Annotated in this window: 18 protein-coding genes; 11 read left to right on the top strand and 7 right to left on the bottom strand. The window is 68.0% G+C overall.

Going from position 1 to position 21,272, the window contains the following annotated elements; genetic code table 11:
* The first annotated feature begins 85 nt into the window (after window positions 1-85).
* From L0963_RS14585 to L0963_RS14570, 4 genes are all read left to right on the top strand, one after another.
* Window positions 86-1,282 carry a CoA transferase gene (locus L0963_RS14585; protein ID WP_234180251.1) on the top strand — a complete coding sequence of 399 codons (1,197 nt, stop codon included), beginning with the start codon at window positions 86-88 and terminating at the stop codon, window positions 1,280-1,282.
* 154 nt (window positions 1,283-1,436) lie between these two features.
* Complete coding sequence (locus L0963_RS14580; RefSeq protein ID WP_234180249.1) at window positions 1,437-2,651, top strand: acetyl-CoA C-acetyltransferase; 1,215 nt, start codon at window positions 1,437-1,439, stop codon at window positions 2,649-2,651.
* A 142-nt stretch (window positions 2,652-2,793) separates the two neighbouring features.
* A complete protein-coding gene (locus tag L0963_RS14575) occupies window positions 2,794-4,389 on the top strand; it encodes an acyl-CoA dehydrogenase family protein (RefSeq protein ID WP_234180247.1) in 1,596 nt (531 codons plus the stop codon).
* Entirely contained in the window at window positions 4,389-5,240 is an 852-nt protein-coding gene (locus L0963_RS14570; protein WP_234180246.1) for an FAS1-like dehydratase domain-containing protein, read from the top strand. The genes L0963_RS14575 and L0963_RS14570 overlap by 1 nt, the downstream gene beginning before the upstream one ends.
* 194 nt (window positions 5,241-5,434) lie before the next feature.
* Here L0963_RS14570 and L0963_RS14565 read toward each other — a convergent pair whose 3' ends face one another.
* Genes L0963_RS14565 through L0963_RS14545 form a run of 5 tightly spaced genes read right to left on the bottom strand, consistent with a single transcriptional unit; the run spans window position 5,435 to window position 12,163 of the window.
* Window positions 5,435-7,189 carry a chloride channel protein gene (locus tag L0963_RS14565; RefSeq protein ID WP_234180245.1) on the bottom strand — a complete coding sequence of 585 codons (1,755 nt, stop codon included), beginning with the start codon at window positions 7,187-7,189 and terminating at the stop codon, window positions 5,435-5,437.
* A 39-nt stretch (window positions 7,190-7,228) separates the two neighbouring features.
* Window positions 7,229-7,546: an ArsR/SmtB family transcription factor gene (locus tag L0963_RS14560; protein ID WP_062766819.1), complete on the bottom strand. Its 318-nt coding sequence runs from the start codon at window positions 7,544-7,546 to the stop codon at window positions 7,229-7,231.
* On the bottom strand, window positions 7,543-10,761 hold the full coding sequence (locus L0963_RS14555; RefSeq protein ID WP_234180244.1) for an efflux RND transporter permease subunit: 3,219 nt from the start codon (window positions 10,759-10,761) through the stop codon (window positions 7,543-7,545). The genes L0963_RS14560 and L0963_RS14555 overlap by 4 nt, the downstream gene beginning before the upstream one ends.
* Entirely contained in the window at window positions 10,758-11,822 is a 1,065-nt protein-coding gene (locus L0963_RS14550; RefSeq protein ID WP_234180243.1) for an efflux RND transporter periplasmic adaptor subunit, read from the bottom strand. Before L0963_RS14550 ends, L0963_RS14555 begins: the two co-directional genes overlap by 4 nt.
* Window positions 11,823-11,824: 2 nt before the next feature.
* Window positions 11,825-12,163 (bottom strand): rhodanese-like domain-containing protein, encoded by a 339-nt coding sequence (locus tag L0963_RS14545; RefSeq protein WP_234180242.1) that lies wholly within the window; start codon window positions 12,161-12,163, stop codon window positions 11,825-11,827.
* A 193-nt stretch (window positions 12,164-12,356) separates the two neighbouring features.
* On the opposite strand from L0963_RS14545, the gene L0963_RS14540 reads away from it, so the two are divergent.
* From L0963_RS14540 to L0963_RS14510, 7 genes are all read left to right on the top strand, one after another.
* Window positions 12,357-13,634, top strand: a complete 1,278-nt coding sequence (locus L0963_RS14540; protein ID WP_234180241.1) for an NAD(P)/FAD-dependent oxidoreductase — start codon at window positions 12,357-12,359, stop codon at window positions 13,632-13,634.
* Window positions 13,635-13,648: 14 nt separating this feature from the next.
* Complete coding sequence (locus L0963_RS14535; protein WP_058811342.1) at window positions 13,649-13,852, top strand: YgaP family membrane protein; 204 nt, start codon at window positions 13,649-13,651, stop codon at window positions 13,850-13,852.
* Window positions 13,849-15,114 (top strand): TolC family protein, encoded by a 1,266-nt coding sequence (locus tag L0963_RS14530; protein WP_234180240.1) that lies wholly within the window; start codon window positions 13,849-13,851, stop codon window positions 15,112-15,114. Before L0963_RS14535 ends, L0963_RS14530 begins: the two co-directional genes overlap by 4 nt.
* 78 nt (window positions 15,115-15,192) lie before the next feature.
* The gene (locus L0963_RS14525) at window positions 15,193-16,116 is read left to right on the top strand and encodes an MBL fold metallo-hydrolase (protein WP_234180239.1); all 924 of its coding nucleotides are present in this window, start codon (window positions 15,193-15,195) and stop codon (window positions 16,114-16,116) included.
* A gap of 13 nt (window positions 16,117-16,129) precedes the next feature.
* The gene (locus L0963_RS14520) at window positions 16,130-16,930 is read left to right on the top strand and encodes a sulfite exporter TauE/SafE family protein (protein ID WP_437343738.1); all 801 of its coding nucleotides are present in this window, start codon (window positions 16,130-16,132) and stop codon (window positions 16,928-16,930) included.
* A 78-nt stretch (window positions 16,931-17,008) separates the two neighbouring features.
* Window positions 17,009-17,665 carry a peroxiredoxin gene (locus L0963_RS14515; RefSeq protein WP_234180238.1) on the top strand — a complete coding sequence of 219 codons (657 nt, stop codon included), beginning with the start codon at window positions 17,009-17,011 and terminating at the stop codon, window positions 17,663-17,665.
* Window positions 17,662-18,015, top strand: coding sequence for an ArsR/SmtB family transcription factor (locus L0963_RS14510; RefSeq protein WP_062902280.1), 354 nt, complete (start codon window positions 17,662-17,664; stop codon window positions 18,013-18,015). The genes L0963_RS14515 and L0963_RS14510 overlap by 4 nt, the downstream gene beginning before the upstream one ends.
* Window positions 18,016-18,025: 10 nt before the next feature.
* Here the strand turns inward: L0963_RS14510 and L0963_RS14505 are convergent, their stop codons facing one another.
* A complete protein-coding gene (locus L0963_RS14505; protein ID WP_234180237.1) occupies window positions 18,026-19,621 on the bottom strand; it encodes an amino acid ABC transporter ATP-binding/permease protein in 1,596 nt (531 codons plus the stop codon).
* Window positions 19,618-21,264: an ATP-binding cassette domain-containing protein gene (locus tag L0963_RS14500; RefSeq protein ID WP_234180236.1), complete on the bottom strand. Its 1,647-nt coding sequence runs from the start codon at window positions 21,262-21,264 to the stop codon at window positions 19,618-19,620. Before L0963_RS14500 ends, L0963_RS14505 begins: the two co-directional genes overlap by 4 nt.
* Window positions 21,265-21,272 lie beyond the last annotated feature (8 nt).

Raw genomic sequence — 21,272 nt, 5'->3', positions numbered from 1 at the left:
TCGCGCTCTCGCCACCGGTCGTTGAACATCGCGAGGACAGATGATGGGCCCCTGCCTTCGCAGGGGCACGGCAACGGGGTTGGCCATGTATAACCTCCTCTCCGGCCTCTCGGTGATCGAAGCCTCCTCCTTCGTCGCCTCGCCCACTGCCGGGCTTTATTGCGCGCAGTTCGGCGCCGAGGTGATCCGTGTCGACCAGATCGGTGGCGGCCCCGATTTCCGCCGCTGGCCGGTGACCGCAGAGAATAATTCGCTCTATTGGGAAAACCTCAACCGGGCGAAAAAGTCGGTGGCGCTCGATCTGTCCCGGCCAGAGGGGCGCGAGTTGCTGCAGCAACTGGTCCGCGCGACCGGCCAGTTCATCACCAACTTTCCGGCGGGCGGCTTCCTGTCGCACGACACGCTCGCCGAAGGCCGCCCGGACCTCATCACCGTGCGCGTGATGGGCTGGGCCGACGGCTCGCCCGCGCTCGATTATACGGTAAACAACAGCGTCGGCTATCCGATGCTGACCGGCGCGGGCCCCGAGCCGGTCAACCATGTGCTGCCCGCCTGGGACCTGCTCACCGGTGCCTATGCTGCCTTCGCGCTGCTCGCCGCGATCCAGCGGCGCAGCGTCAGCGGCGAAGGCGGCGAGGTCCGCATCCCCCTGTCGGACGTCGCGATCGGCACCGTCGCTAACCTCGGCGGTGTCGCCGAAGTCCTCTATTCGGGCGAGAACCGCCCGCGGCTCGGCAACGCGGTCTACGGCCTCTTCGGACGCGACTTCGTGACGCGCGACGGCCAGCGGACGATGATCGTCGTCGTCACCCCGCGCCAATGGGCGAACCTGATTGCGGCGCTCAATCTCGGCGACGCCATCGCGAGCATCGAAGCATCGCGCGGCGTGTCCTTCGCCAAGGACGATGGCCTCCGCTTCGACCACCGCGATGCGCTCTACCCGCTGTTCGAACAGGCGATCGCGAGCCGCGACCATGCCGATCTCGCCGTCGCCTTTGACGCGGGCGGGATCGTCCATTCGCCCTATCGCACGATGCTCGACGCGGTTCAGGACCCGGCGCTCGTCGCGAACAACCCGATCTTTGGCGCGGCGCAGAACCCCAGCGGCTTCGCCTACCCCGCCGCCGGCGCCTTCGCCACCATACCGCAGGCGGAGCGCGAACCCCCGCGCCCTGCGCCGCTCAACGGCCAACATAGCGAGGAAGTGCTCGCCGCCTGCTTGTCCCTATCCTCGGGCGAAATCGCCCGCCTGATCGATACGGGGATTGTCGGTGTCGGCTGAATTGCCCCACTTCCCCTTCCTGTGCCCCCGCGAAGGCGGGGGCCCATCATCCGATCCTTGCGATGCCGGCCAGCGGTTGCTGAGGGCTGAGAGGGCAGGTGATGGACCCCCGCCTTCGCGGGGGCACACGCAATTTATGTTTGGAGATTAGAAAATGACCCTTCGCCGCGCCGCCATCGTCGCCCCGATCCGCACCGCTGTCGGCAAGTTCGGCGGATCGCTCTCCTCCATGACCGCCGGCGCCCTCGGCGCGGTCATCCTGAAGGCGCTCATGGAGCGCACCGGGATCGACCCCGCGCGGGTCGATGACGTCGTCTTTTCGCAGGGCTATGGCAATGGCGAAGCGCCGGCGATCGGCCACTGGTCGTGGCTCGCAGCAGGGCTGCCGCTCGACGTGCCGGGCTACCAGCTCGACCGCCGCTGCGGCTCGGGACTGCAGGCGGTCGTCAACGCCGCAATGATGGTCCAGACCGGCATGTCCGACGTCGTCGTCGCGGGCGGCGTCGAATCGATGTCGAACGTCGAGCATTATTCGACCGATATCCGCAAGGGCGTGCGCGCGGGGAACCTCACGCTCCACGACCGGCTGACGCGCGGGCGGCTGATGTCGCAGCCCGTCGAACGCTTCGGCGTCATCACCGGGATGATCGAAACCGCCGAAAATCTCGCCAAGGATTATGACATCAGCCGCGAGGCCTGCGACGCCTATGCCGTGCGCAGCCACCAGCGCGCCGCCGCCGCCTGGGCGAACAGTCTGTTCGATGACGAACTCGTCCCCGTCTCGGTCCCGCAGAAAAAGGGCGACCCGGTCGTCTTCGCGCACGACGAAGGGTACCGCGCCGACGCGACGATGGAAACATTGGGCAAATTGCGCGCACTCGAAGGCGGCGTCGTCACCGCGGGCAATGCGAGCCAACAGAATGACGCCGCCGCCGCGTGCCTCGTGGTCGCCGAGGACAAGCTCGACGAACTCGGGCTGACCCCCATCGCCTGGTATCACAGCTCGGCTGCGGCGGGCTGCGACCCCAGCCGCATGGGCATCGGCCCCGTCCCCGCGGTCGAACGCCTCTTCGCGCGCAATGGCCTTGGCTGGGGCGACATCGACCTTGTCGAACTCAACGAAGCCTTCGCGCCGCAGGTGCTCGCGGTGCTCAAGGGCTGGGGCTGGTCCGACGACGACAGCCGGAACGAAATCCTCAACGTCAACGGCTCGGGCATCTCGCTCGGCCATCCGATCGGCGCGACCGGCGGCCGCATCCTCGCCAATCTGACGCGCGAACTCGTTCGCAGGAATGGCCGCTACGGCCTTGAAACCATGTGCATCGGCGGCGGCCAAGGTATCGCCGCGATCTTCGAGCGCGCGGCTTGAAGGATATCCGACCAATGAACTTTGGAGCGGCCTCTCCGCAAAAAGCCGTTCGTGCTGAGCTTGTCGAAGCACCGTCCTTCCATCGCCGCGTTGAAGAGAAGAACAACCCTTCGACAGGCTCAGGGCGAACGGATTTTTGGTGATGCTTGCCAATCTGAACGCCGCGCTGATTGCCGCGCAGGCGTATCGCGGTGCGGCGCAAGCCGCGCTCGCAGATCGGCTGGCCGCCAACCCCATCGACAGCGAGCAGCGCGCGGCGCACGGCTTCGCATGGGTCGCGACCACGGTCGCAGCGCTCGAAGCGACGCTCGATTGGCTTGGCGCGGGCAATGACGCGAACCCGCTCGACGCGCAGATCGCTACCCTCGCCTTCGCCGAAAGCATCGGCCAGCTCACCGGCGGCCTGCCGATGGGCCAGAACGAGATTTTCCGCCCCGCCGATCTCGGCCTCGGCGCTGCGGCGCGCGCACTCGCCGACGCCTGCGCGAACCTGCTCGACGCTGACCATGCCGCCACCCGCGCCGAGGTCGCCGCCGCGCTAGCCGAAAATCAATGGCCAAGCGAGACGCTCCACGACGCCGACCTCGACGCGATCCGCGACCAGTATCGCCGCTTCACCGACACCGCGATCATCCCGCACGCGCATGGTTGGCACCTCGCCAATGAGCTGATCCCCGATGCGACGGTTCAGGCGATGGCTGAGCTAGGCACCTTTGGCGTCTGTATTCCCGAGGAATTTGGCGGCCTCGGCCTCGGCAAGCTCGTCATGTGCATCGTTACCGAGGAACTATCGCGCGGCTGGATCGGTACCGGTTCGCTCGGCACCCGGTCCGAGATCGCGGGCGAGTTGATCGTTCATGGCGGCACCGATGCGCAGAAGGCCGAATGGCTGCCGCGGATCGCCAGCGGCGAAATCCTGCCCACCGCGGTGTTCACCGAACCCGACGTCGGCTCGGACCTCGGCTCGTTGCAGACCAGGGCGCGGCGCGAGGGCGACCATTGGGTCATCGACGGCGCCAAGAACTGGATCACCCACGCCGCGCGATCGGACCTGATGACGCTGCTCGCGCGCACCCTGCCCGACGCAAAGGGCTATGCCGGCCTGTCGATGCTGCTCGTCCCCAAGCCGCGCGGGACCGAGGCCGATCCCTTCCCCGCCCCCGGCATGACCGGCAGCGAGATCGAAGTGCTCGGCTATCGCGGGATGCGCGAATATGCGCTGCAATTCGACGCCATGACCGCGCCCGCCGATGCGCTGCTCGGCGGCGAGGAGGGACAAGGCTTCAAGCAGCTCATGCGCACCTTCGAAGGCGCGCGCATCCAGACCGCCGCGCGCGCGGTCGGCGTCGCGCGCCGCGCGCTCGAACTCGGGCTCGACTATGCGCGCACCCGCAAGCAGTTCGGCAAGGCGATCCTCCATTTCCCGCGCGTGTCGGACAAGCTCGCAATGAGCCTCGTCGATTTCGTCATGGCGCGCGAACTCAGCTACGCCGCTGCGCGCGCGAAGGATAGCGGCAAACGCTGTGACATCGAAGCCGGTATGGCAAAGCTGCTCGGCGCGCGCGCCGCCTGGGCGAACGCCGACGCCGCGCTGCAAATCCACGGCGGCAACGGCTATGCCCTCGAATATGAGATCAGCCGGGTGCTCTGCGATGCCCGCATCCTCAACATCTTCGAGGGCGCGGCGGAAATACAGGCCCAGGTGATCGCGCGCGGGCTGACCGGAGGACGCAATTGATGAAGGATTGGAGCGCCTGGATCGGCCGCGAGGATATCCGCCACGATCATGTCGATGCCGGCGCGGTGAAGCGCTGGCTCGCGACGCTCGACCGCTCCGCGCCCGCCGACGATAGCGTCCCGCAAGCCTATCACTGGTGCCTCTGCCTCCCCGATGCACCGACCGCGATCCTCGGCGCCGACGGCCACCCCGTGCGCGAGGATAGCGACGACAGCTTCCTGCCCCCCATCCCCCTCCCGCGCCGCATGTGGGCCTCAAGCAAGATCGAATTCCTCAATCCCCTGCGCCCCGGCCAGACGGTAATGCGCAGCTCGCGCGTCGCCGCGATCACCGAAAAGCAGGGCGGCAGCGGCGCGCTCGTCTTTGCCCAAGTCGCGCACGAAACGCATGGCGACGGCGAACTCGCGATGCGCGAGACGCAGACCATCGTTTTCCGCGAACCCGCGCCCGCCGGCGCCCCACCAGCCCCGCCGCCGCCGGGCGAGGGCCGCTTCGATCCGACGGGCTGGGACGCAAACCGCGTGCTCGTTCCGTCGGAGGCGCTGCTGTTCCGCTACTCGGCGCTGACCTTCAACAGCCACCGCATCCACTACGACCTACCTTATGCGACCGAAGAAGAGGGCTATCGCGGCCTCGTCGTCCACGGCCCGCTCACCGCAACGCTGCTCCTCGACCTCGCGGCGCGGCACTTTGGCGACAACGCCCTCACCCGCTTCGATTTCCGCGGCACGTCCCCGGCGATCTGCGGCGAGGGTTTGCATCTGGCGCTGCGCGGCGACGGCGACGATATCGTTCTTGGTGCCTTCGCGAGCGACGGGCGGCAGGTGATGGCGGCGAGCGCCACCCGCTAACACAGGCGCGGCGCCCCGGCCTGCCGCGCTATCTCCCGCAACCTTTGTCGCGCGATAATCGCGTTTCGGCGCAGCGCAGGCGCGCCGCCGGCCAATTACGCCCACAGCGGCAAGGCGAAGCACGATACTCCGTTATCCTCTCCCTCCCCCCTTAGGGAGGTGCGCCGGCGGCCCCATCCGCCGGCGCAAATTTTTCAGCTTTCGCCGAACAGATCGCGCTGCGCCTCTTCGAGCGCTTCGAAATAGCGGCGCCGTGCATGTTTTTCGGTAACGACGCCGATCACCTTTCCGCCATCGTCGACCACCGCCAGTTCATCGGCCGAGGCGGCATCGAAGGCTGCGATCATCGCCTCGACCCCGATTGCGGGGTGCAGCGTGTCGTCGGTGAGCGTCGCAAGGCTGGCGATCGGTGCATCGCCCGCAATGTCGGGATGATAGGCCGCCGCTGTGACGACGATCCCGCCATAGCGGCCCTCGCCATCGGTCAGCACCGCCTTGGCCGTCGAACCGAGCGGCACGCGCAGGCGGAAATCGGCGACGGTCATGGCGGCGGGGACGGCGGTCCAGTCGGTGCGCATGATCCGTCCGGCGGTGAGCGTCAGCAACCGGCCGATGTCGCGCGGACTGCGGATCTTCGAGCCGCGCAAATGCAGGCGCCAGGTCGAGAAGCTGTAGCCGAACCATTCGCGCGTCAGCGCGCTCGACACCAGCGTCGCGGTCAGCACCACGCCCATCAGCGCGAAATCATGCGTCGTCTCGAGCATCAGCACCGCGAGCGTCATCGGCCCGCCGACGACCGAGACGCTGAGCGCCGCCATGCCGACCAGCGCCGCGTCGTTGGGATCGAGTGCGATGCCGAGCGGGCTCATGTTGACGAGCCCCGCGAAGATCTGTCCGATCAGCGACCCCAGGAACAGCGAGGCAAAGAACAGTCCGCCGCGAAAACCGAAGCTGAGCGACACGACCGACGCCGCGATCTTGAGCAGCAGCACGATGGCGAGGAAGGACAGCGCCGGGCGCAACACCAGATCGAGGTGCAGCGCGCCATGCCCCGCCGACAGCGTCTGCGGCGACACCAGCGCCAAGGGGATCAGCAGTAAGCCGCCGATGAGTGGCCGCCAGCCTGCGATCCGTTGCCATCCCTGAACGCGAATTTCGGCGAAGGTGACGAGCCGCATGATGAGGATGCCGAACAGCGCGGCAACCAGCCCGAGCAACGCATAGGCAAGATAGTCGGCGGTCGAAAAAGCGCGGTCGACGGTCGTCGCGATCAGATAGGGATCGACGCCGAGCGCGCGGCTGACGAACACGGCCGACAGCGCCGCGACCATCACCGGGGCGATCGCGGCGGGGGTATAGTTGCCGATGACGATCTCGAACGCATAGAAGGCGCCGGTCAGCGGGGCGCCGAAGGCCGCGCCGATCGCCCCGCCCGCCCCGGCGCCGACCAGCGTGCGCAGATCGTTGCGGCGCAGTGCGAACCACTGGCCGAGCTGCGAGGCGAAGCCGCCGCCCATCTGCGCATAGGCGGCCTCAAGCCCCACCGACGCGCCCGCGCCGTTCGAGATAATCGTCTGCGACGCGATCACCAGATTGTCGGCAAAGGGAATGCGTCCGCCGTGCAGTGCGTTCGCCTCGACCACGTCGACGGGCATGCGCTTGCGGTTGCGCAGGCCGCGCGCGAGCAGGACGAGCAGAAGGCCGCCGATGGGCAGCGCGACCAGCTTCCATGGATGATGGATCTCGCCGAGCGCGCTCAGCCGGTTGATCGTGACGCCGTAAAGAAGCTGCTGGATGCCATGCGCCAGAAATTGCTGGATGTTGGTCAGCACCCCCGCCGCCAGCCCCGCCAGCGCGGCGAGCAGGATGAACGCGGCTTCGCTCTCGCGCAGCCGCCGGCGTTGCCGCGCGGCGGCGATCAGCAGACGGGTTTTGCGTATCCGGAACACGTCGGCGCTCCAAGCGCGGCGGCGGCTCCGGGTCAAGTGTTAAGCCGCTTCGTGCCCGTGACATGCCTCGCACAGCGCCGCGATGATGCGCTGCATCTTGGCGTCGGACAGGCTGTAATAGCGCGTCTGTGCCTCGCCGCGCGCCGACACGATGCCCTGGTCACGAAAGCGCGCCAGATGCTGCGACACCGCCGATTGCGACAGCCCGCTGAGTTCGGTGAGTTCGCCGACCGACACTTCGCGCTCGTCCATCTGGCACAGCATCAGCAGCCGCTCGGGATGCGCGAGCAGCTTCAAATAGTCGGCCATCTCGCGCGCATCGCGTTTCAGGATCGAAAGGTCGGTCGGCTTGGTCATGGGGAGAGGGTTCCTTCACGGCCATCGTCGCGCAGGACGATGTAAATCGCGGGAATAACGAGCACGGTGAGCAGTGTCGAGGAGGCGAGTCCGAAGAGCAGCGAAATCGCAAGTCCCTGAAAGATAGGGTCGGTCAGGATCGTCGCCGCCCCGATCATCGCCGCCGCCGCCGTCAGCACGATCGGCTTGAAGCGGATCATCCCCGCTTCGAGCAGCGTATCGCGCAGCGGTTTGTCCTCGCCCTTCGCATGGTTGATGAAGTCGACCAGCAGGATCGAATTGCGCACGATAATCCCGGCCAGCGCGATGAAGCCGATCATCGACGTCGCAGTAAAGGGCGCGCCGAACAGCATATGCCCCAGCACGATACCGACGAGCGTCAGCGGGATCGGCGTCAGGATCACGAGCGGAATCTTGAAATTGCGGAACTGCCCGACGACCAGGACATAGATGCCCAGCAGCGCAACCATGAAGGCCGCGCCCATGTCGCGGAAGGTCACCCAGGTGATCTCCCACTCGCCGTCCCACAACAGGGTCGGCACCTGTTCATCGTCGGGCTGCCCGTTGAAGCGGACCACCGGCTTTTCCATCCCGTGCGCCTTCCAGTCGAACGCCTCGATCGCATCGTCGACCGCGAAGATGCCATAGATGGGCGCTTCATATTCCCCCGCCAGTTCGGCGGTGACCATATCGGCGGCGCGGCCGTTACGGCGGAACAGCGCGGGTGATCCCGCCTCCTCGCGCGCATCGACGATCTCGCCGAGCTGGACGAGCCGCCCGCCCGGTCCCATCGTCGCAACCGGCGTCGCGGCAAGGTCGGCGCTCCAGCTGCGCTGCGACTGATCGAGCGCGATGCGGATCGGCAGTGGATCGCGCCCGTCGCCGCGCGGCGCATAGCCGACGGTCTGCCCGCCCAGCAGCGCGCCGATACTGTCGAAAAGCTGGCGCTCCGAAATGCCATAGGCGTCCATCCGCGCCCGATCGGGTATCAGCCGCAGCCGCGGGCGCGGGACGCCGAAGCTGTTGTCGACATCCACGACATAGGGGACGGTGCGGAACAGCGCCTCGACCTGCGCGGCGGTCTTGCGCCGCGTCGCTTCGTCGGGACCATATATTTCGGCGAGCAGCGTCGCGAGCACCGGCGGTCCCGGCGGGGTTTCGACGACCTTGATCGACCCACCGGCGGGCAGCGGCAGCGCTTTCTTCAGCCGCTGGCGCAGATCGAGCGCAATGGCGTGGCTCGACCGGTCGCGCTCGCCCTTGGGCGCCAGCGTCACCATCAAATCGCCCATCTCGGGCCGATTGCGCAGGAAATAGTGCCGCACGAGGCCGTTGAAATTGAACGGCGCCGAGGTGCCGGCATAGGCCTCCATCGATCGCGCCTCGGGAATCTGCCGCACCACCGCCGCGGCGGCATCGAGGGTGCGCCCCGTCGTCTCGAGCGACGTGCCCTCGGGCATGTCGAGGACAAGCTGCACCTCCGACTTGTTGTCGAAGGGCAGCAGCTTCACCGTCACCGCCTTGAAATAGAACATCGAGCAGGCGACGAGCGTCGCGGCGCCGACGGCAATCAGGAAATTGCGCGCGCTCTTGCGATCGCGGATCACGCGGATAGCGACGCGGCCATAGAGCGCGCCGAGCTTGCCCCCGCCCGCATGGTCGTGCGCGCCCTGCGCGAGCGTATCGCGCGCAAAGCGCACCATCAGCCACGGCGCGATGATCACCGCGACGAAGAAGGAGAAGAGCATCGCCGCCGAAGCGTTGATCGGGATCGGCGCCATATAGGGGCCCATCAGTCCCGATACGAACAGCATGGGAAGCAGCGCCGCGACGACGGTCAGCGTCGCGATGATCGTCGGATTGCCGACCTCGGCGACCGCATCGACCGTCGCGTCGATCCGGCTGCGCCCGTCGGCCATCGCCCAGTGGCGCGCGATATTCTCGATCATCACGATCGCGTCATCCACCAGGATGCCGATCGAAAAGATCAGCGCGAACAGGCTGACGCGGTTGATCGTGAAGCCCATGATGTTCGATGCGAACATGGTGAGCAGGATCGTGGTCGGGATGACCACCGCCGTCACCCCCGCCTCGCGCCAGCCGATCGCGAAGCCGATCAGAATGACGATCGACACCGTCGCGAGTCCGAGGTGGAAGATCAGCTCGTTCGCCTTTTCATTGGCGCTTTCGCCATAATTGCGCGTCACCGCGACCTCGACGCCCGGCGGAATCAGGCTGCCGCGCAGCGCCTCGACCCGCGCGACCACAGCGTCCGAAACATTGACGGCATTGGCGCCCGAACGCTTCGCGATCGCTAGGCTGACCGCGGGCGCCATCGACCAGCGATCGCCCGCGCCCCTGGCCCAGCGCCATGCGCGCGCCTGATCCTCACCCGGCCCCTGCGTGACCGTCGCGACATCGCGCAGATAGACGGGATTGCCGTTGGCGGCGCGCACCGTGATCGTCGCCAATTGCTCGGCGCTGCGGACCGTCTGTCCGGCAACGACGGCGGTCGCCGCGCCGCCTTCGCGGACCGTTCCGAGCGGGAAGCTGCGGTTTGCCTGTCCCACCGCGTCCATCAGCGCGCCGAGCGAGACGCCATGCGCGGCGAGTCTCGCCGGATCGGGAACGACGCGAAGTTGTTCCTCCTGCCCGCCGGTGATGAAGGTCAGGCCGACATTGTCGACCTTCGCAACCTCGGTCCGCAACCGGGCGGCGAGCGACCGCAGCGCCTGCTCGTTCCAGTCGCCGCGCGCGCCGGCCTTCGGCGACAGCGTCAGCACCACGATCGGCACGTCGCTGATCCCGCGCACCGTCACCTGCGGCGGCAGGATGCCCTGCGGCAGCTTGTCCATATTCGCCGACAGCCGCTCGTTGATGCGGATGGCGGCGTCGTCGGGATCGGACCCGACCAGAAAGCGCGCGGTGACCATCACCCCGTCGTCTTCGGCCTGGGTATAGACATGTTCGACGCCGTCGACGCTCTTGACGATCGTCTCCAGCGGCTTGCCGATCAGTTCCACGGCATCGCTCGCGGACAGGCCGGGCGCGGCGACCATCAGGTCGACCATCGGCACGCTGATCTGTGGCTCCTCCTCGCGCGGGATCGTCATGATCGCGAGCAGCCCGACCATTATGGCGGCGAGCAGCATCAGCGGCGTCAGCGGACTGCGGATCGTCGCGCGCGTCAGCCGCCCCGACAGGCCCAGGCTCATTTGCCTGCCGCCCCGCGCGCCACCGCGATCAGCGTGTCGCCCTTTCCCGCGCCCGACAATATCTCGACCCGCGCCGGATCGTCGGTCGGCGCGATCTGGACCGGCAACCGCGACGTCGCATCCTTGCCGACGATGATCGTCACATAGTCGATGCCATAGCTGGTTTCGACGAAGCGGCGCGGAACGACGAGCGCCTGCCGCTCGCCGACCGCAACGCGCGCCGTGACGCGGCGACCGACCATCGTGCTGGCAAGTCCGGGGATCGGAACGTCGGCCGACATCTGCCCGCCGCTGACCGCGGGATAGACGCGGCCGACGCTGGCGCGCGGCGGCGCCGCGCCCTTGTCGTCCGAAAGCCCCGTCGCCAGCACCGCGCTTCCGACATGAACCTTGTCGGCCAAGGTTTCGGGCAGTTCGAGGCGCAGGACCATCGGTCCCGAGGTGATCGTCGCGATCGACGTGCCGGGCGCGACCGCCGAACCCGCCGGAACCTGCGCGATCAGCACGCGCCCTGCCGAGGGGGCGACCACCGCGCCCTGCCCGGCGACCGCACCGACCGCCGATTGCTGCGCCCGCGCCGCCGAAACCTGTGCCCGCGCCGCACGCGCCTGCGCCTCGGCCTGATCGAGCCGCGCCTGCGCATAGACGCCATTGGCATGGAGGTAGCGCACGCGCTCCAACTCGGCATCGGCCTGTGCAGCCTGCGCCTGTGCCGCCGCCGCCTGCGCGCCATAGGCCGCGCCTTCATAGCCGAGGCGGCTGTCGACGACGCGGCCGATCACCTGTCCCTTGCGCACCATGTCGCCTTCGCGAACACTCAGGCTGTCGAGGATGCCGGGAATGCGCGCGCGGGCGTCGGCCATGTCGACGCTCGTTACCAGCGCGCCAACATCCTTCCAGTCGGTGATCGTCACCGGCTGCAACGCCAGCCTTTCGCCCGTCACGGCCGCGCTCTTTTCGGCGGGCGCAGTCGTCTCGCCGCCACAGCCGGCGAGCGACAGCGATGCCGCAAACAGGGCGGCGCTGAGCAGCGCAGAGGTGAGCAGGGATGATGGGCGCATCGTCAACTCCCCGTCACGACCGGCAGTCCGGCCGCGCGCCAGGCGCCCATGCCGCCCGCAAGATGGGTGTCGATGTCGGGCCGCCCCGCCGCCGCCTTGTCGAGCGCCATCGCCGAACGGCGACCCGCGGCGCAGGTCAGGATGACCGGCTTGTCGCCCGCCGGAAGCGCGCTTGCCTGAAAGCGCGACAGCGGCATCGACAGCGCGCCTGCGACATGGCCGCTCGCGAATTCGTCCGATTCGCGGACATCGACCAGAATCGCACGCTTTTGGTCAAGCAAAGCCGCAAGCTGCTGTGCGGGAATCTCCTTATGGCGCGGTTTGCGGAATAGGCTCAGCATGACGAAACTCCTCGGTTGACCGGCACGCTAACCGGCGCGGCCAGATTTCGACACTGATAATATTACTTAGTTGTAATATTCGCAATATCTAATATTATGACGACAGCAATCGGGTCCGACTCACCGAACTGGCCGCACACCGAACCATTTGAAAAAGCCGGAGCCAGCCAGCGCCGGAACAAGGAGAGAAAGCATGTCGTTACCGCGGATCGTCGTTCTGGGCGCCGGACTCGGGGGCACCATTGCCGCTTACGAAATACGGGAGGCTTCCAAGGGCAAGGCCGAGGTGATGGTGATTTCCGACCAGGAAAATTACTGGTTCGTCCCCTCCAACCCCTGGGTCGCGGTCCGCTGGCGCGAACCCGAAGCGATCTGCGTTCACCTGCCCCCCGTCATGAAGCGCAAGGGCATCGATTTCACCGCGGTCGGCGCGAAGCGCGTCCACCCCAAGGAAAATCGGGTCGAACTGAACGACGGCGCCTTCATCGATTATGATTATCTGGTCATCGCAACCGGGCCGAAACTCGCCTTCGACGAGATCGAGGGCTTCGGGCCGGAGGCGAACACCGTATCGGTATGCGCCACCGATCATGCCGCCGCCGCGGCCGATGCCTTCGACCGCTTCTGCGAAAATCCGGGGCCGATCGTCGTCGGCGCCGCACAGGGCGCCTCCTGTTATGGGCCGGCCTATGAATTCGCGCTGATCCTCGACACCGAACTCAAGCGCCGCAAGCTGCGCGACCGGGTGCCGATGACCTTCGTCACCGCCGAACCCTATATCGGCCATCTCGGCCTCGATGGCGTCGGCGATACCAAGAGCCTGCTCGAAAGCGAGCTGCGCAACCGTCACATCAAATGGATCACCAATGCGCGCGTCACCAGCTTCGAGGCCGGCATGGCGCATGTCGAGGAAGTCGCCGAGGACGGCAGCGTCAAGGCCAAGCACGACCTGCCCTTCGGCTATTCGATGCTGCTGCCCGCCTTTCGCGGCGTCGATGCCGTCTTCGGCATCGAAGGACTGACCAATCCGCGCGGCTTCATCATCGCCGACAAGCATCAGCGCAATCCGACCTTCGCCAACATCTATTCGCTCGGCGTCTGCGTCGCGATCCCGCCGGTCGGCCCGACCCCGGTCCCGGTGGGCGTGCCCAAGACGGGCTTCATGATCGAATCGATGGTCACCGCGATCGCGCAGAATCTGAAACTCGAACTCGCCGGTCAGCCGCCGAAGCATGAGGCGACGTGGAACGCCGTCTGCCTGGCCGACTTCGGCGACGGCGGCGTCGCCTTCGTCGCGCAGCCGCAGATCCCGCCGCGCAACGTCAACTGGTCGGCGTCGGGCAAATGGGTCCATCTCGCGAAGATCGGCTTCGAAAAATATTTCCTGCGCAAGGTCCGCAAGGGCGAGAGCGAGCCCTTTTACGAAAAGCTCGCGATGCATGCGCTCGGGATCAAAAAACTCCGCTTCTGACGAAAGGAAGACCCATGAACCTCGATCGTGCCGTTTTGCGCTTCGCGGGCCTCGTCGTGCTGACGAGCGTGCTGCTCGCCTGGTTCGTCCATCCTTGGTGGATCGGACTCGCCGCCTTTGCCGGGCTCAACATGATCCAGGCAAGCTTCACCGGCTTCTGTCCCGCGGCAGCCATTTTCAAGCGTCTCGGCGTGCGGCAGGGAGCCGCCTTTAAGTGAAGCGCGCCGCGACCCTGCTGACGGCGGCATGCCTTGCCGCGCTCGCGCTGCCGCACCCCGCGGCGGCGCAGGATCTGGCGACCGCCATCGCCGACGCGCGCGCGCACTCGCCCGCGCTCGAAGCGGCGGCAGCCGATGCCGATGCCGCCGCCGCGCGGCTCGCGCAGGCGCGCGCCGCCGCCGGTCCCACCGCCAGTGTCGAGGGCAGCGTCGGCACCGGCCGGCTCGACCCTAGCGGCTATTTCGGTCTAACCGCGCAAAACGTGACCCCCAGCGCCGTGCAACTGGTCGGCGAATACCCGCTCTACGCCGGTGGACGGATCAGCGCCGCGATCGATCAGGCCGCAGCGGGCAGCCGCGCTGCGACGCTTGGCAAGGATATGGCGCGCCAGAATCTGACCCTCGCGACTGTCGGCGCCTATGCCGAAGTGCTCACCGCGCGCGATCTTGTCGCGAGCTATGGCAAGCTCGTCGATGCGCTGGGCGAGATCGTTCGTCATACCGGCCTGCGCTACGACGTCGGCGATGCGACGAGCAGCGAGGTCGCCCAGGCGAAAGCACGCCGCGCCGAGGGACAGGCCGGTCTCGTCCAGGCCCAGGGCCGCCTCACCGCCGCGCTCGCCCGCCTCGAGCGGCTGACCGGCAAGCCTGTCGGCGATCTCGCCCCCCTGCCCCCGCGCCCCGAGGTTCCCGCGACGCTCGGCGAAGCCGTCGAGGCCGCCGTCGCCGCGAATGTCCTGCTCGCGCAGGCCGATGCCGGGGTCGACGGCGCCGCCGCGGGAGTGCGCGCCGCCAAGGCGACCAACCGCCCGCAGCTCGGCGTCTTTGCCGAGGGCGCGCGGATCCGCGACCAATTTTTCCCCGACTATCGCGCCGACAGTGTCACCGTCGGGCTGCGCGGGCGCTGGACCTTCTTCGACAGCGGCGCGGGCAGCGCGCGCGTCCGCGAGGCGCAATCGAAACTCTCGGCCAGCGAAGCGCGGCTGCGTCAGGCGCGGGACGACGTCACCCAGGCGGTGATCGAGGCGTGGAGCGGGCTCGACAGCGCCGAACGCGCGCTCGATGCCGCGCGCGATGGCGACGCCGCGGCGCGCGAGGCGCTACGCGGCACCCGCCTCGAAGTGCGCTCGGGCGCCCGCCCCCCGCTCGCCGAGCTCGATGCCGAACGCGAAGCGATCGCCGCGACCGCGCGGCTCGCCGAAGCGCAGGCATCGGTGCAGACCGCGGCGTGGCGCCTCCGCCTGCTCTGCGGTATCGAATAGGCCTCCTCCTCCACTGGACAAACGGCGCCGCCTCACGATATTAGTTTTATCTAATATTTTAAACGAAGGAATGATCGCATGGACGACCTTCACCGCGATTCCGCCGCCGCGCTGATCGACAAGGCGCGGGCAACCGGCCGTATCCCCGTCGTCAAAAGCTTCTTCGACGAACCGACCTTCACCGCGACGCACGTCGTCCACGACCCCGCGACGCGCATGGCGGCAATCATCGACTCGGTGCTCGATTTCGACCAGCCTTCGGGCCGCACCGGCCATGCGTCAGCCGACGCGATCGTCGATTATGTCCGCCGCGAAGGGCTGACCGTCGAATGGCAGATCGAAACCCACGCCCATGCCGACCACCTCTCCGCTGCCCCCTATCTGCAGGAGAAGCTCGGCGGCCAGATCGTCATCGGTCGACATATCGAAACGGTGCAGACGGTGTTCGGCGCCATTTTCAACGAAGATGAGCGCTTCGCGCGCGACGGCTCGCAGTTCGACCGGCTGATGGCCGACGGCGAGCGCTTCATGCTTGGCGAGATCGAGGGAATGGTGCTCCACACCCCCGGCCACACGCCGGCGTGCATGGTGTGGATCATCGGCGATGCTCTTTTCACCGGCGATACCTTGTTCATGCCCGACTATGGCACCGCGCGCGCCGACTTTCCCGGCGGCGATGCGCGCACCCTCTATCGCTCGATCCAGCGCTTGCTGTCGCTCCCCGGCGAAACGCGGCTGTTTCTCTGCCACGATTACAAGGCGCCGGGCCGCGACAGTTTTGCCTGGGAGACGACGATCGCGTCCGAGCGCACCGCCAACGTTCATGTCCACGAAGGCGTGGACGAAGATCAGTTCGTCGCGATGCGCGAGGCGCGCGACAAGACGCTGTCGATGCCGCGGCTGATCCTCCCGTCGATCCAGGTCAATATGCGTGCGGGTCATTTCCCCGAACCCGAAGCGAACGGCACCCGATATCTGAAGCTGCCGCTCGATAAGCTGTAGGATAGCGCGCGCGATGACCGACCCCATGACGCTCAGCCTCGCCCAGATGATCCTCGGCGCGCTCTCCGGCGTGCTCGTCGGCTTCACGCTCGGGCTCGTCGGCGGCGGCGGGTCGATCCTTGCGGTGCCGCTGATGGTCTATCTCGTCGGGGTGCCGCAGCCGCATGTCGCGATCGGGACCGCAGCACTCGCCGTCGCCGCCAATGCGGCGGTTGGGCTGACCAACCATGCGCGCGCTGGCAATGTGCGCTGGCCGTGCGGGCTGACCTTCGCCGGCGCCGGAATCGTCGGCGCCTTCGCCGGATCGACCCTCGGCAAGAGCTTCGACGGCGCCAAGCTGCTCTTTCTCTTCGCGCTGCTGATGGTCGTCATCGCGGTCATCATGCTGCGCAAGCGCGGCCAGATCGGCGATCCCGCGGTGCGGATCAGCCGGGAAAATGCGCCGCGCCTGCTCGGCTACGGCCTCGGCAGCGGAGCGTTCAGCGGCTTTTTCGGCATCGGCGGCGGCTTTCTGATCGTCCCCGGCATCGTCGCCGCGACGGGAATGCCGATGATCAACGCGGTCGGCACCTCGCTGGTCGCGGTAACCGCCTTCGGGCTCACCACCGCCGCCAACTATGCCTGGTCGGGCCTCGTCGACTGGCAGCTTGCCGGGCTGTTCATCGCGGGCGGCGCGCTGGGAAGCTGGCTGGGGCTCAAGGGTGCGCAGCGCCTGTCGGCCAGAACCGGGCGGCTCAACACGCTGTTCGCGCTGCTCGTTCTCGTCGTGGCCGCCTATATGCTCTACCACAGCGCGGGGGCCATGCTCGGCTGAGCGCATATCACATTTACACGATATTATGAATTATATATGATCGCTGTCGAGCGAGAGGAAGCTCCCAGAGGAATCCCGATGCCCGACAACAGCGACAACCGGCCCGCTGCGCGCCCGATCCGCATCGGCGACACCGCGCCCGATTTCATCGCGCGCAGCACCGCCGGACCGGTGCGGCTCAGCGATTATCGCGGCCGGTGGCTGCTCTTCTTTTCGCACCCCGGCGATTTCACCCCTGTCTGCACCAGCGAATTTCTGGCCATCGCACGCGCAGCCGATCGCTTCGCCGCGCTTGATTGCGCGCTACTCGCCCATTCGGTCGACAGCCTTTTTTCGCACCTTGCATGGATCCGCGCGCTGCGTGACGACTTGGGCGTTGCCATCCCCTTCCCGATCGTCGAGGACCCCTCGCTCGAAATCGCGCACGCATTCGGCATGGTCGACGCCCAGTCCTTCAGCGCCGCGACGGTGCGCGCGGCCTTTTTCATCGATCCCGACGGCGTCGTCCGTGCGCTGAACATCTATCCGCTGACCGTCGGCCGCTCGGTCGACGAGATGGTGCGCACCGTCGCGGCGCTCCAGCGCACGAGCGACGGGTCGGCGATGACGCCCGCGGGTTGGCAGCCCGGCGACGACCTTCTCGTCCCGCCCGAACTCGCCACCGAAGGCGTGCTCGCGGCCGACAACCCGACCGGCTGGTTCTACACGCTCGCGAAGGATCCCAGGGCGCAATGACCGGTGAGGCGCTCATCGACGACGATCTGGTCGAACTGCTGCGCGTCCTGGCGCATCCGGTGCGGCTCAAGCTGATCTTCGCCGTGCGCGATCAGGAACTTGCTGTGGGGCAGATCGAAAGCGCGACCGGCATCGGCCAGCCGCTGCTCAGCCAGCAACTCGGCGTGCTGCGCAACGCGCGGATCGTCGAAACGCGGCGCGAGGCGAAGCAGATTTTCTACCGCCTGAAACCCGAAGCGCTCGCGCCCGTCCGCGCGTTCGCCGACCAGTTCGGCGTCAGTCCCGCCGCGACGACGAGCACCCGCGACGCCTCCGCCAGCGCCGCCCATTTCGCGAGAATCTTGCGCTAGGATCCTGGCGCTAGCCGGGATCGCCGTCCATCTCGATCTGCCGCGTGGCAAGCGCCCGCATTGCGGGGCGGTGGCTGACGAGGATCAACCCGCTTCCCGCCTCCGCAAGCCAGTCGCCCAGTCGCACGATCAGCCGCGCTTCGGTCGCCCCGTCGAGCCCTTCGCTCGGTTCGTCGAGCAGCAGGAACGGCCGCTGCGCCAGCAGCGCTCGCGCCAGCGACAGCCGCTTGCGCTGTCCGCCCGACAGCCGCGCGCCGTCGTCGCCCAGCCGGCAGTCGAGCCCACCGGGCAATTGCGCAACGACATCGTCAAGGCAGGCAACGGTCAGCGCCGCCTGCATCTCGTCGCGCGTGATGCCCGGCCGTGCGAGCGACAGATTGTCGGCCACGCTGCCCGCGATCATCGCCGCGTCCTGCGCCGCGAGCGCGAACAGCGACCGCCGCGCCGCGAGCGGCAAGCCTACCGCAAGCAATCCGCCGATCCGCACATCTTCGGGCGCATCGTCGCGCAGCCCCGTCAGCGTTTCGAGCAACCGCGTCTTGCCGCTCCCCGACCGCCCGGCGAGCAGAACGCGGTCGCCCGGAACAATGCGGTACAGGGCGCCCGCGACCGCCAGTCCGACGATCGGCTGCGCCGGCGCACCATCGCTCGCCGGGGCGGCGACGTCCGGAAACATCGCATCGAGCCGCGCGCGCGCACCGCGGCTCTTCCAGCGTTGAATGTCGAGCCGGGCGAGGCCGCCGACGATCTCCATAGCAGCGGTCGCAGCAAGCGCTGCGAGCGCGACAACCGGGGCGCTAGCGGGCGACAGCGCGACGATCGCGGCCACCGCCGCACCGGTCAGCCCCCAATGCACGATCGACACCAGCGTGTCGGCGCCGGCCATCGCCGCGCGGGCGCGGTGGAGCGGCGCTTCGGCCGCCGCGATTGCCGCTCGCACGTCGGCGGCAAGCCCATAGACCGCAATATCGTCGCCCCCGGCCGCCAGTTCGACATAGCATCGCTTGAGCGCACCGAGCGCTGCGCTTTCGGCGTCGAGCGCCGGGGCGATCCGGTCGCGCCCGATCCGGCGCGCGACTGCAAAACTTGCCCCCGCTGCGCCCAGCAAGGCCGCTGCAGCAGCCCAGCCCGCGAGTACCATCAACAGCATCGTCCCCGCGAGCGTTGCGATGCCCGACGGTACCAGCGTCGTGCGCAGCAGTGCCTCCTCCAGCGTTTCGACGTCGCCACCAAGCCGCGCCGTGACATCGCCGCGATTGTGGAGAAGCGCCGTCGCCGGCGGTGCCGCGATCAACCGCGCAAACAGCACGGCACGCACCTCGGCAAGGGCAAACAGCATCGCCTGATGGCTGAACAGCCGCTCGCCATAGCGCGACAGCGTGCGCAAGATCGCCAGCCCGCGGATGGCGGCGCTGGGCACCAGATAATTGAACGCCTTGACCGCCGCCGCGCCGGTCAGGCCGGCAATCGCCGCACCGGTCAGGAACCAGCCCGACACCGCGAGCAGGCCGATCGCCGACAGCGCAGCGACTGCAGCTGCCGCCATGCCGAGCAACACCGCGCGGCGCTGGCCCGCGCGCGCGGATCGGAGCAATGCCGCGATCATCCGATTTCCACCACGCTGTCCGCCGCGGCGATCAGCGCCGGATCGTGCGTCGCCGCGACGATCGTCCGGGTCGTCGCAGCGGCCTGCAACACCGCGACGACGCGCGCCGCACTCGCGGCGTCGAGGTCGGCAGTCGGCTCGTCGAGCAGCAGCAGCGGGCGGGGCGACAGCAGCGCGCGCGCCAGCCCGATCCGTCGCCGTTCGCCGCCCGACAACCCGCTGCCGCGGTCATCGACAACCCAGTCGATCCCGCCGCCACGCGCGGTAATCAGCGCCGAAAGACCGAGCACGTCGAGTTCGGCAATGATCGCAGCATCGCGCGCCTTCGCCTCTCCTACGAGCAGATTGGCGCGGAGACTCCCGGGCAACAGCAAGGGCCGCTGACCCGCCCAGCCGCACAGCGAGGCGAGCGCGCGTGGGTCGACCGCGGCATCGTCGGCGTAAAGGCGCCCCGACTCGACGGACACCTGCCCGATCAACGCGCGGAGGAGGCTGGTCTTGCCCGATCCGCTCGGCCCGACGATCAGGTGAAGGCCGGGGCCGATCCAGCGCGCGCTGATCGGTCCGATCGCCGCGCCTTCGGGGTGCCGAACAACCCACGCATCGACGACAAGAGCCGCCGGTGCGCCGGGTAACGGCGGTGCGACTGCGTGATCGGCGATCGGTGCCTCCGCGGCGGCAAGCGCCGCCAGCGCCGCTTCGCCTTGCTGCTTGTCGTGATAGGCCGCGGCCAGGCGGCGCATGCCGAGATAAAATTCGGGCGCGAGCGCAAGAACGTAAAAGGCTTCGGCGAAGTCGAGGCTTTCGGGCGCGCGAAAGGGCAGCAGGCCGAGCAGCGAAAAGCCACAATAAACCGCGACGAGCGCGACCGCGAGCGCGCTGAAAAATTCGAGGATCGCGCTCGATGCAAAGGCGATGCGCAGCACGCCCAGCGTCCGTTCCGCCAGATCGCGCGCCGCCCCGCCGATCTGACGCGTGACGCGATCCTCGGCGCCATAGGAGAGGATCAGCGGCAGCGCGCGAACCCGGTCGACGAACAAGCCGCCGAGCCGCGACAGCGCCCCCAATTGCGCGTCGCTCGCCCGCGCCGCGGCGCTGCCGGCGAGCGCCATACCGATCGCGAAGGGCAACAGCGTGCCGAACAGGATCGCCGCGGCGACGCTGCTTGCGGGCAGCGCCGCCAGCGCGATCAGCAGCGGCGAAAGCATCGCGGCGCGGCGCAGCGGCAGGAAACGCGCAACATAGGGCTCGATGCGGTCGATCGCGGTCACCGCTAGTTCGGCATCTTCACCGATCAGGCGTCCGCGCCCCGCCGCGCTCACCATGAGCGCGGGCGCGACGCGCGCGCGCAGCTCGGCGGCAAAGCGCGCGGCGTGGCGCAGGCCGATCGCAAAGGCGCCGCCCTGCAAAGCGCCGCGTGCCAGCGCCGCGCCAATCAGCAGCAGCATCCACGCCCAGCCCGCAATGCCGAATCCCGCGTCGCCCCCTCCGCCGCCGCGAAGGTCGCGCGCGACGTGGAGCGCCAGCAATTGCGCGAGCGCGAGCGCGAAGAGCACCGCGGCAACGGCATCGCCAAGCCAAGCGGCCAAGGCACCGCGGCTGGCGGCGGGTGCTGCAGATGTGGCGTTATCTCTACTTGACATTTTTCTAA

The sequence above is a fragment of the Sphingopyxis sp. NFH-91 genome (assembly GCF_021401285.1).
GTDB lineage: Bacteria > Pseudomonadota > Alphaproteobacteria > Sphingomonadales > Sphingomonadaceae > Sphingopyxis > Sphingopyxis terrae_A.
Note: the sequence above shows the minus strand (reverse complement) of the source record. Positions and strands in the feature narration are given on the sequence as shown.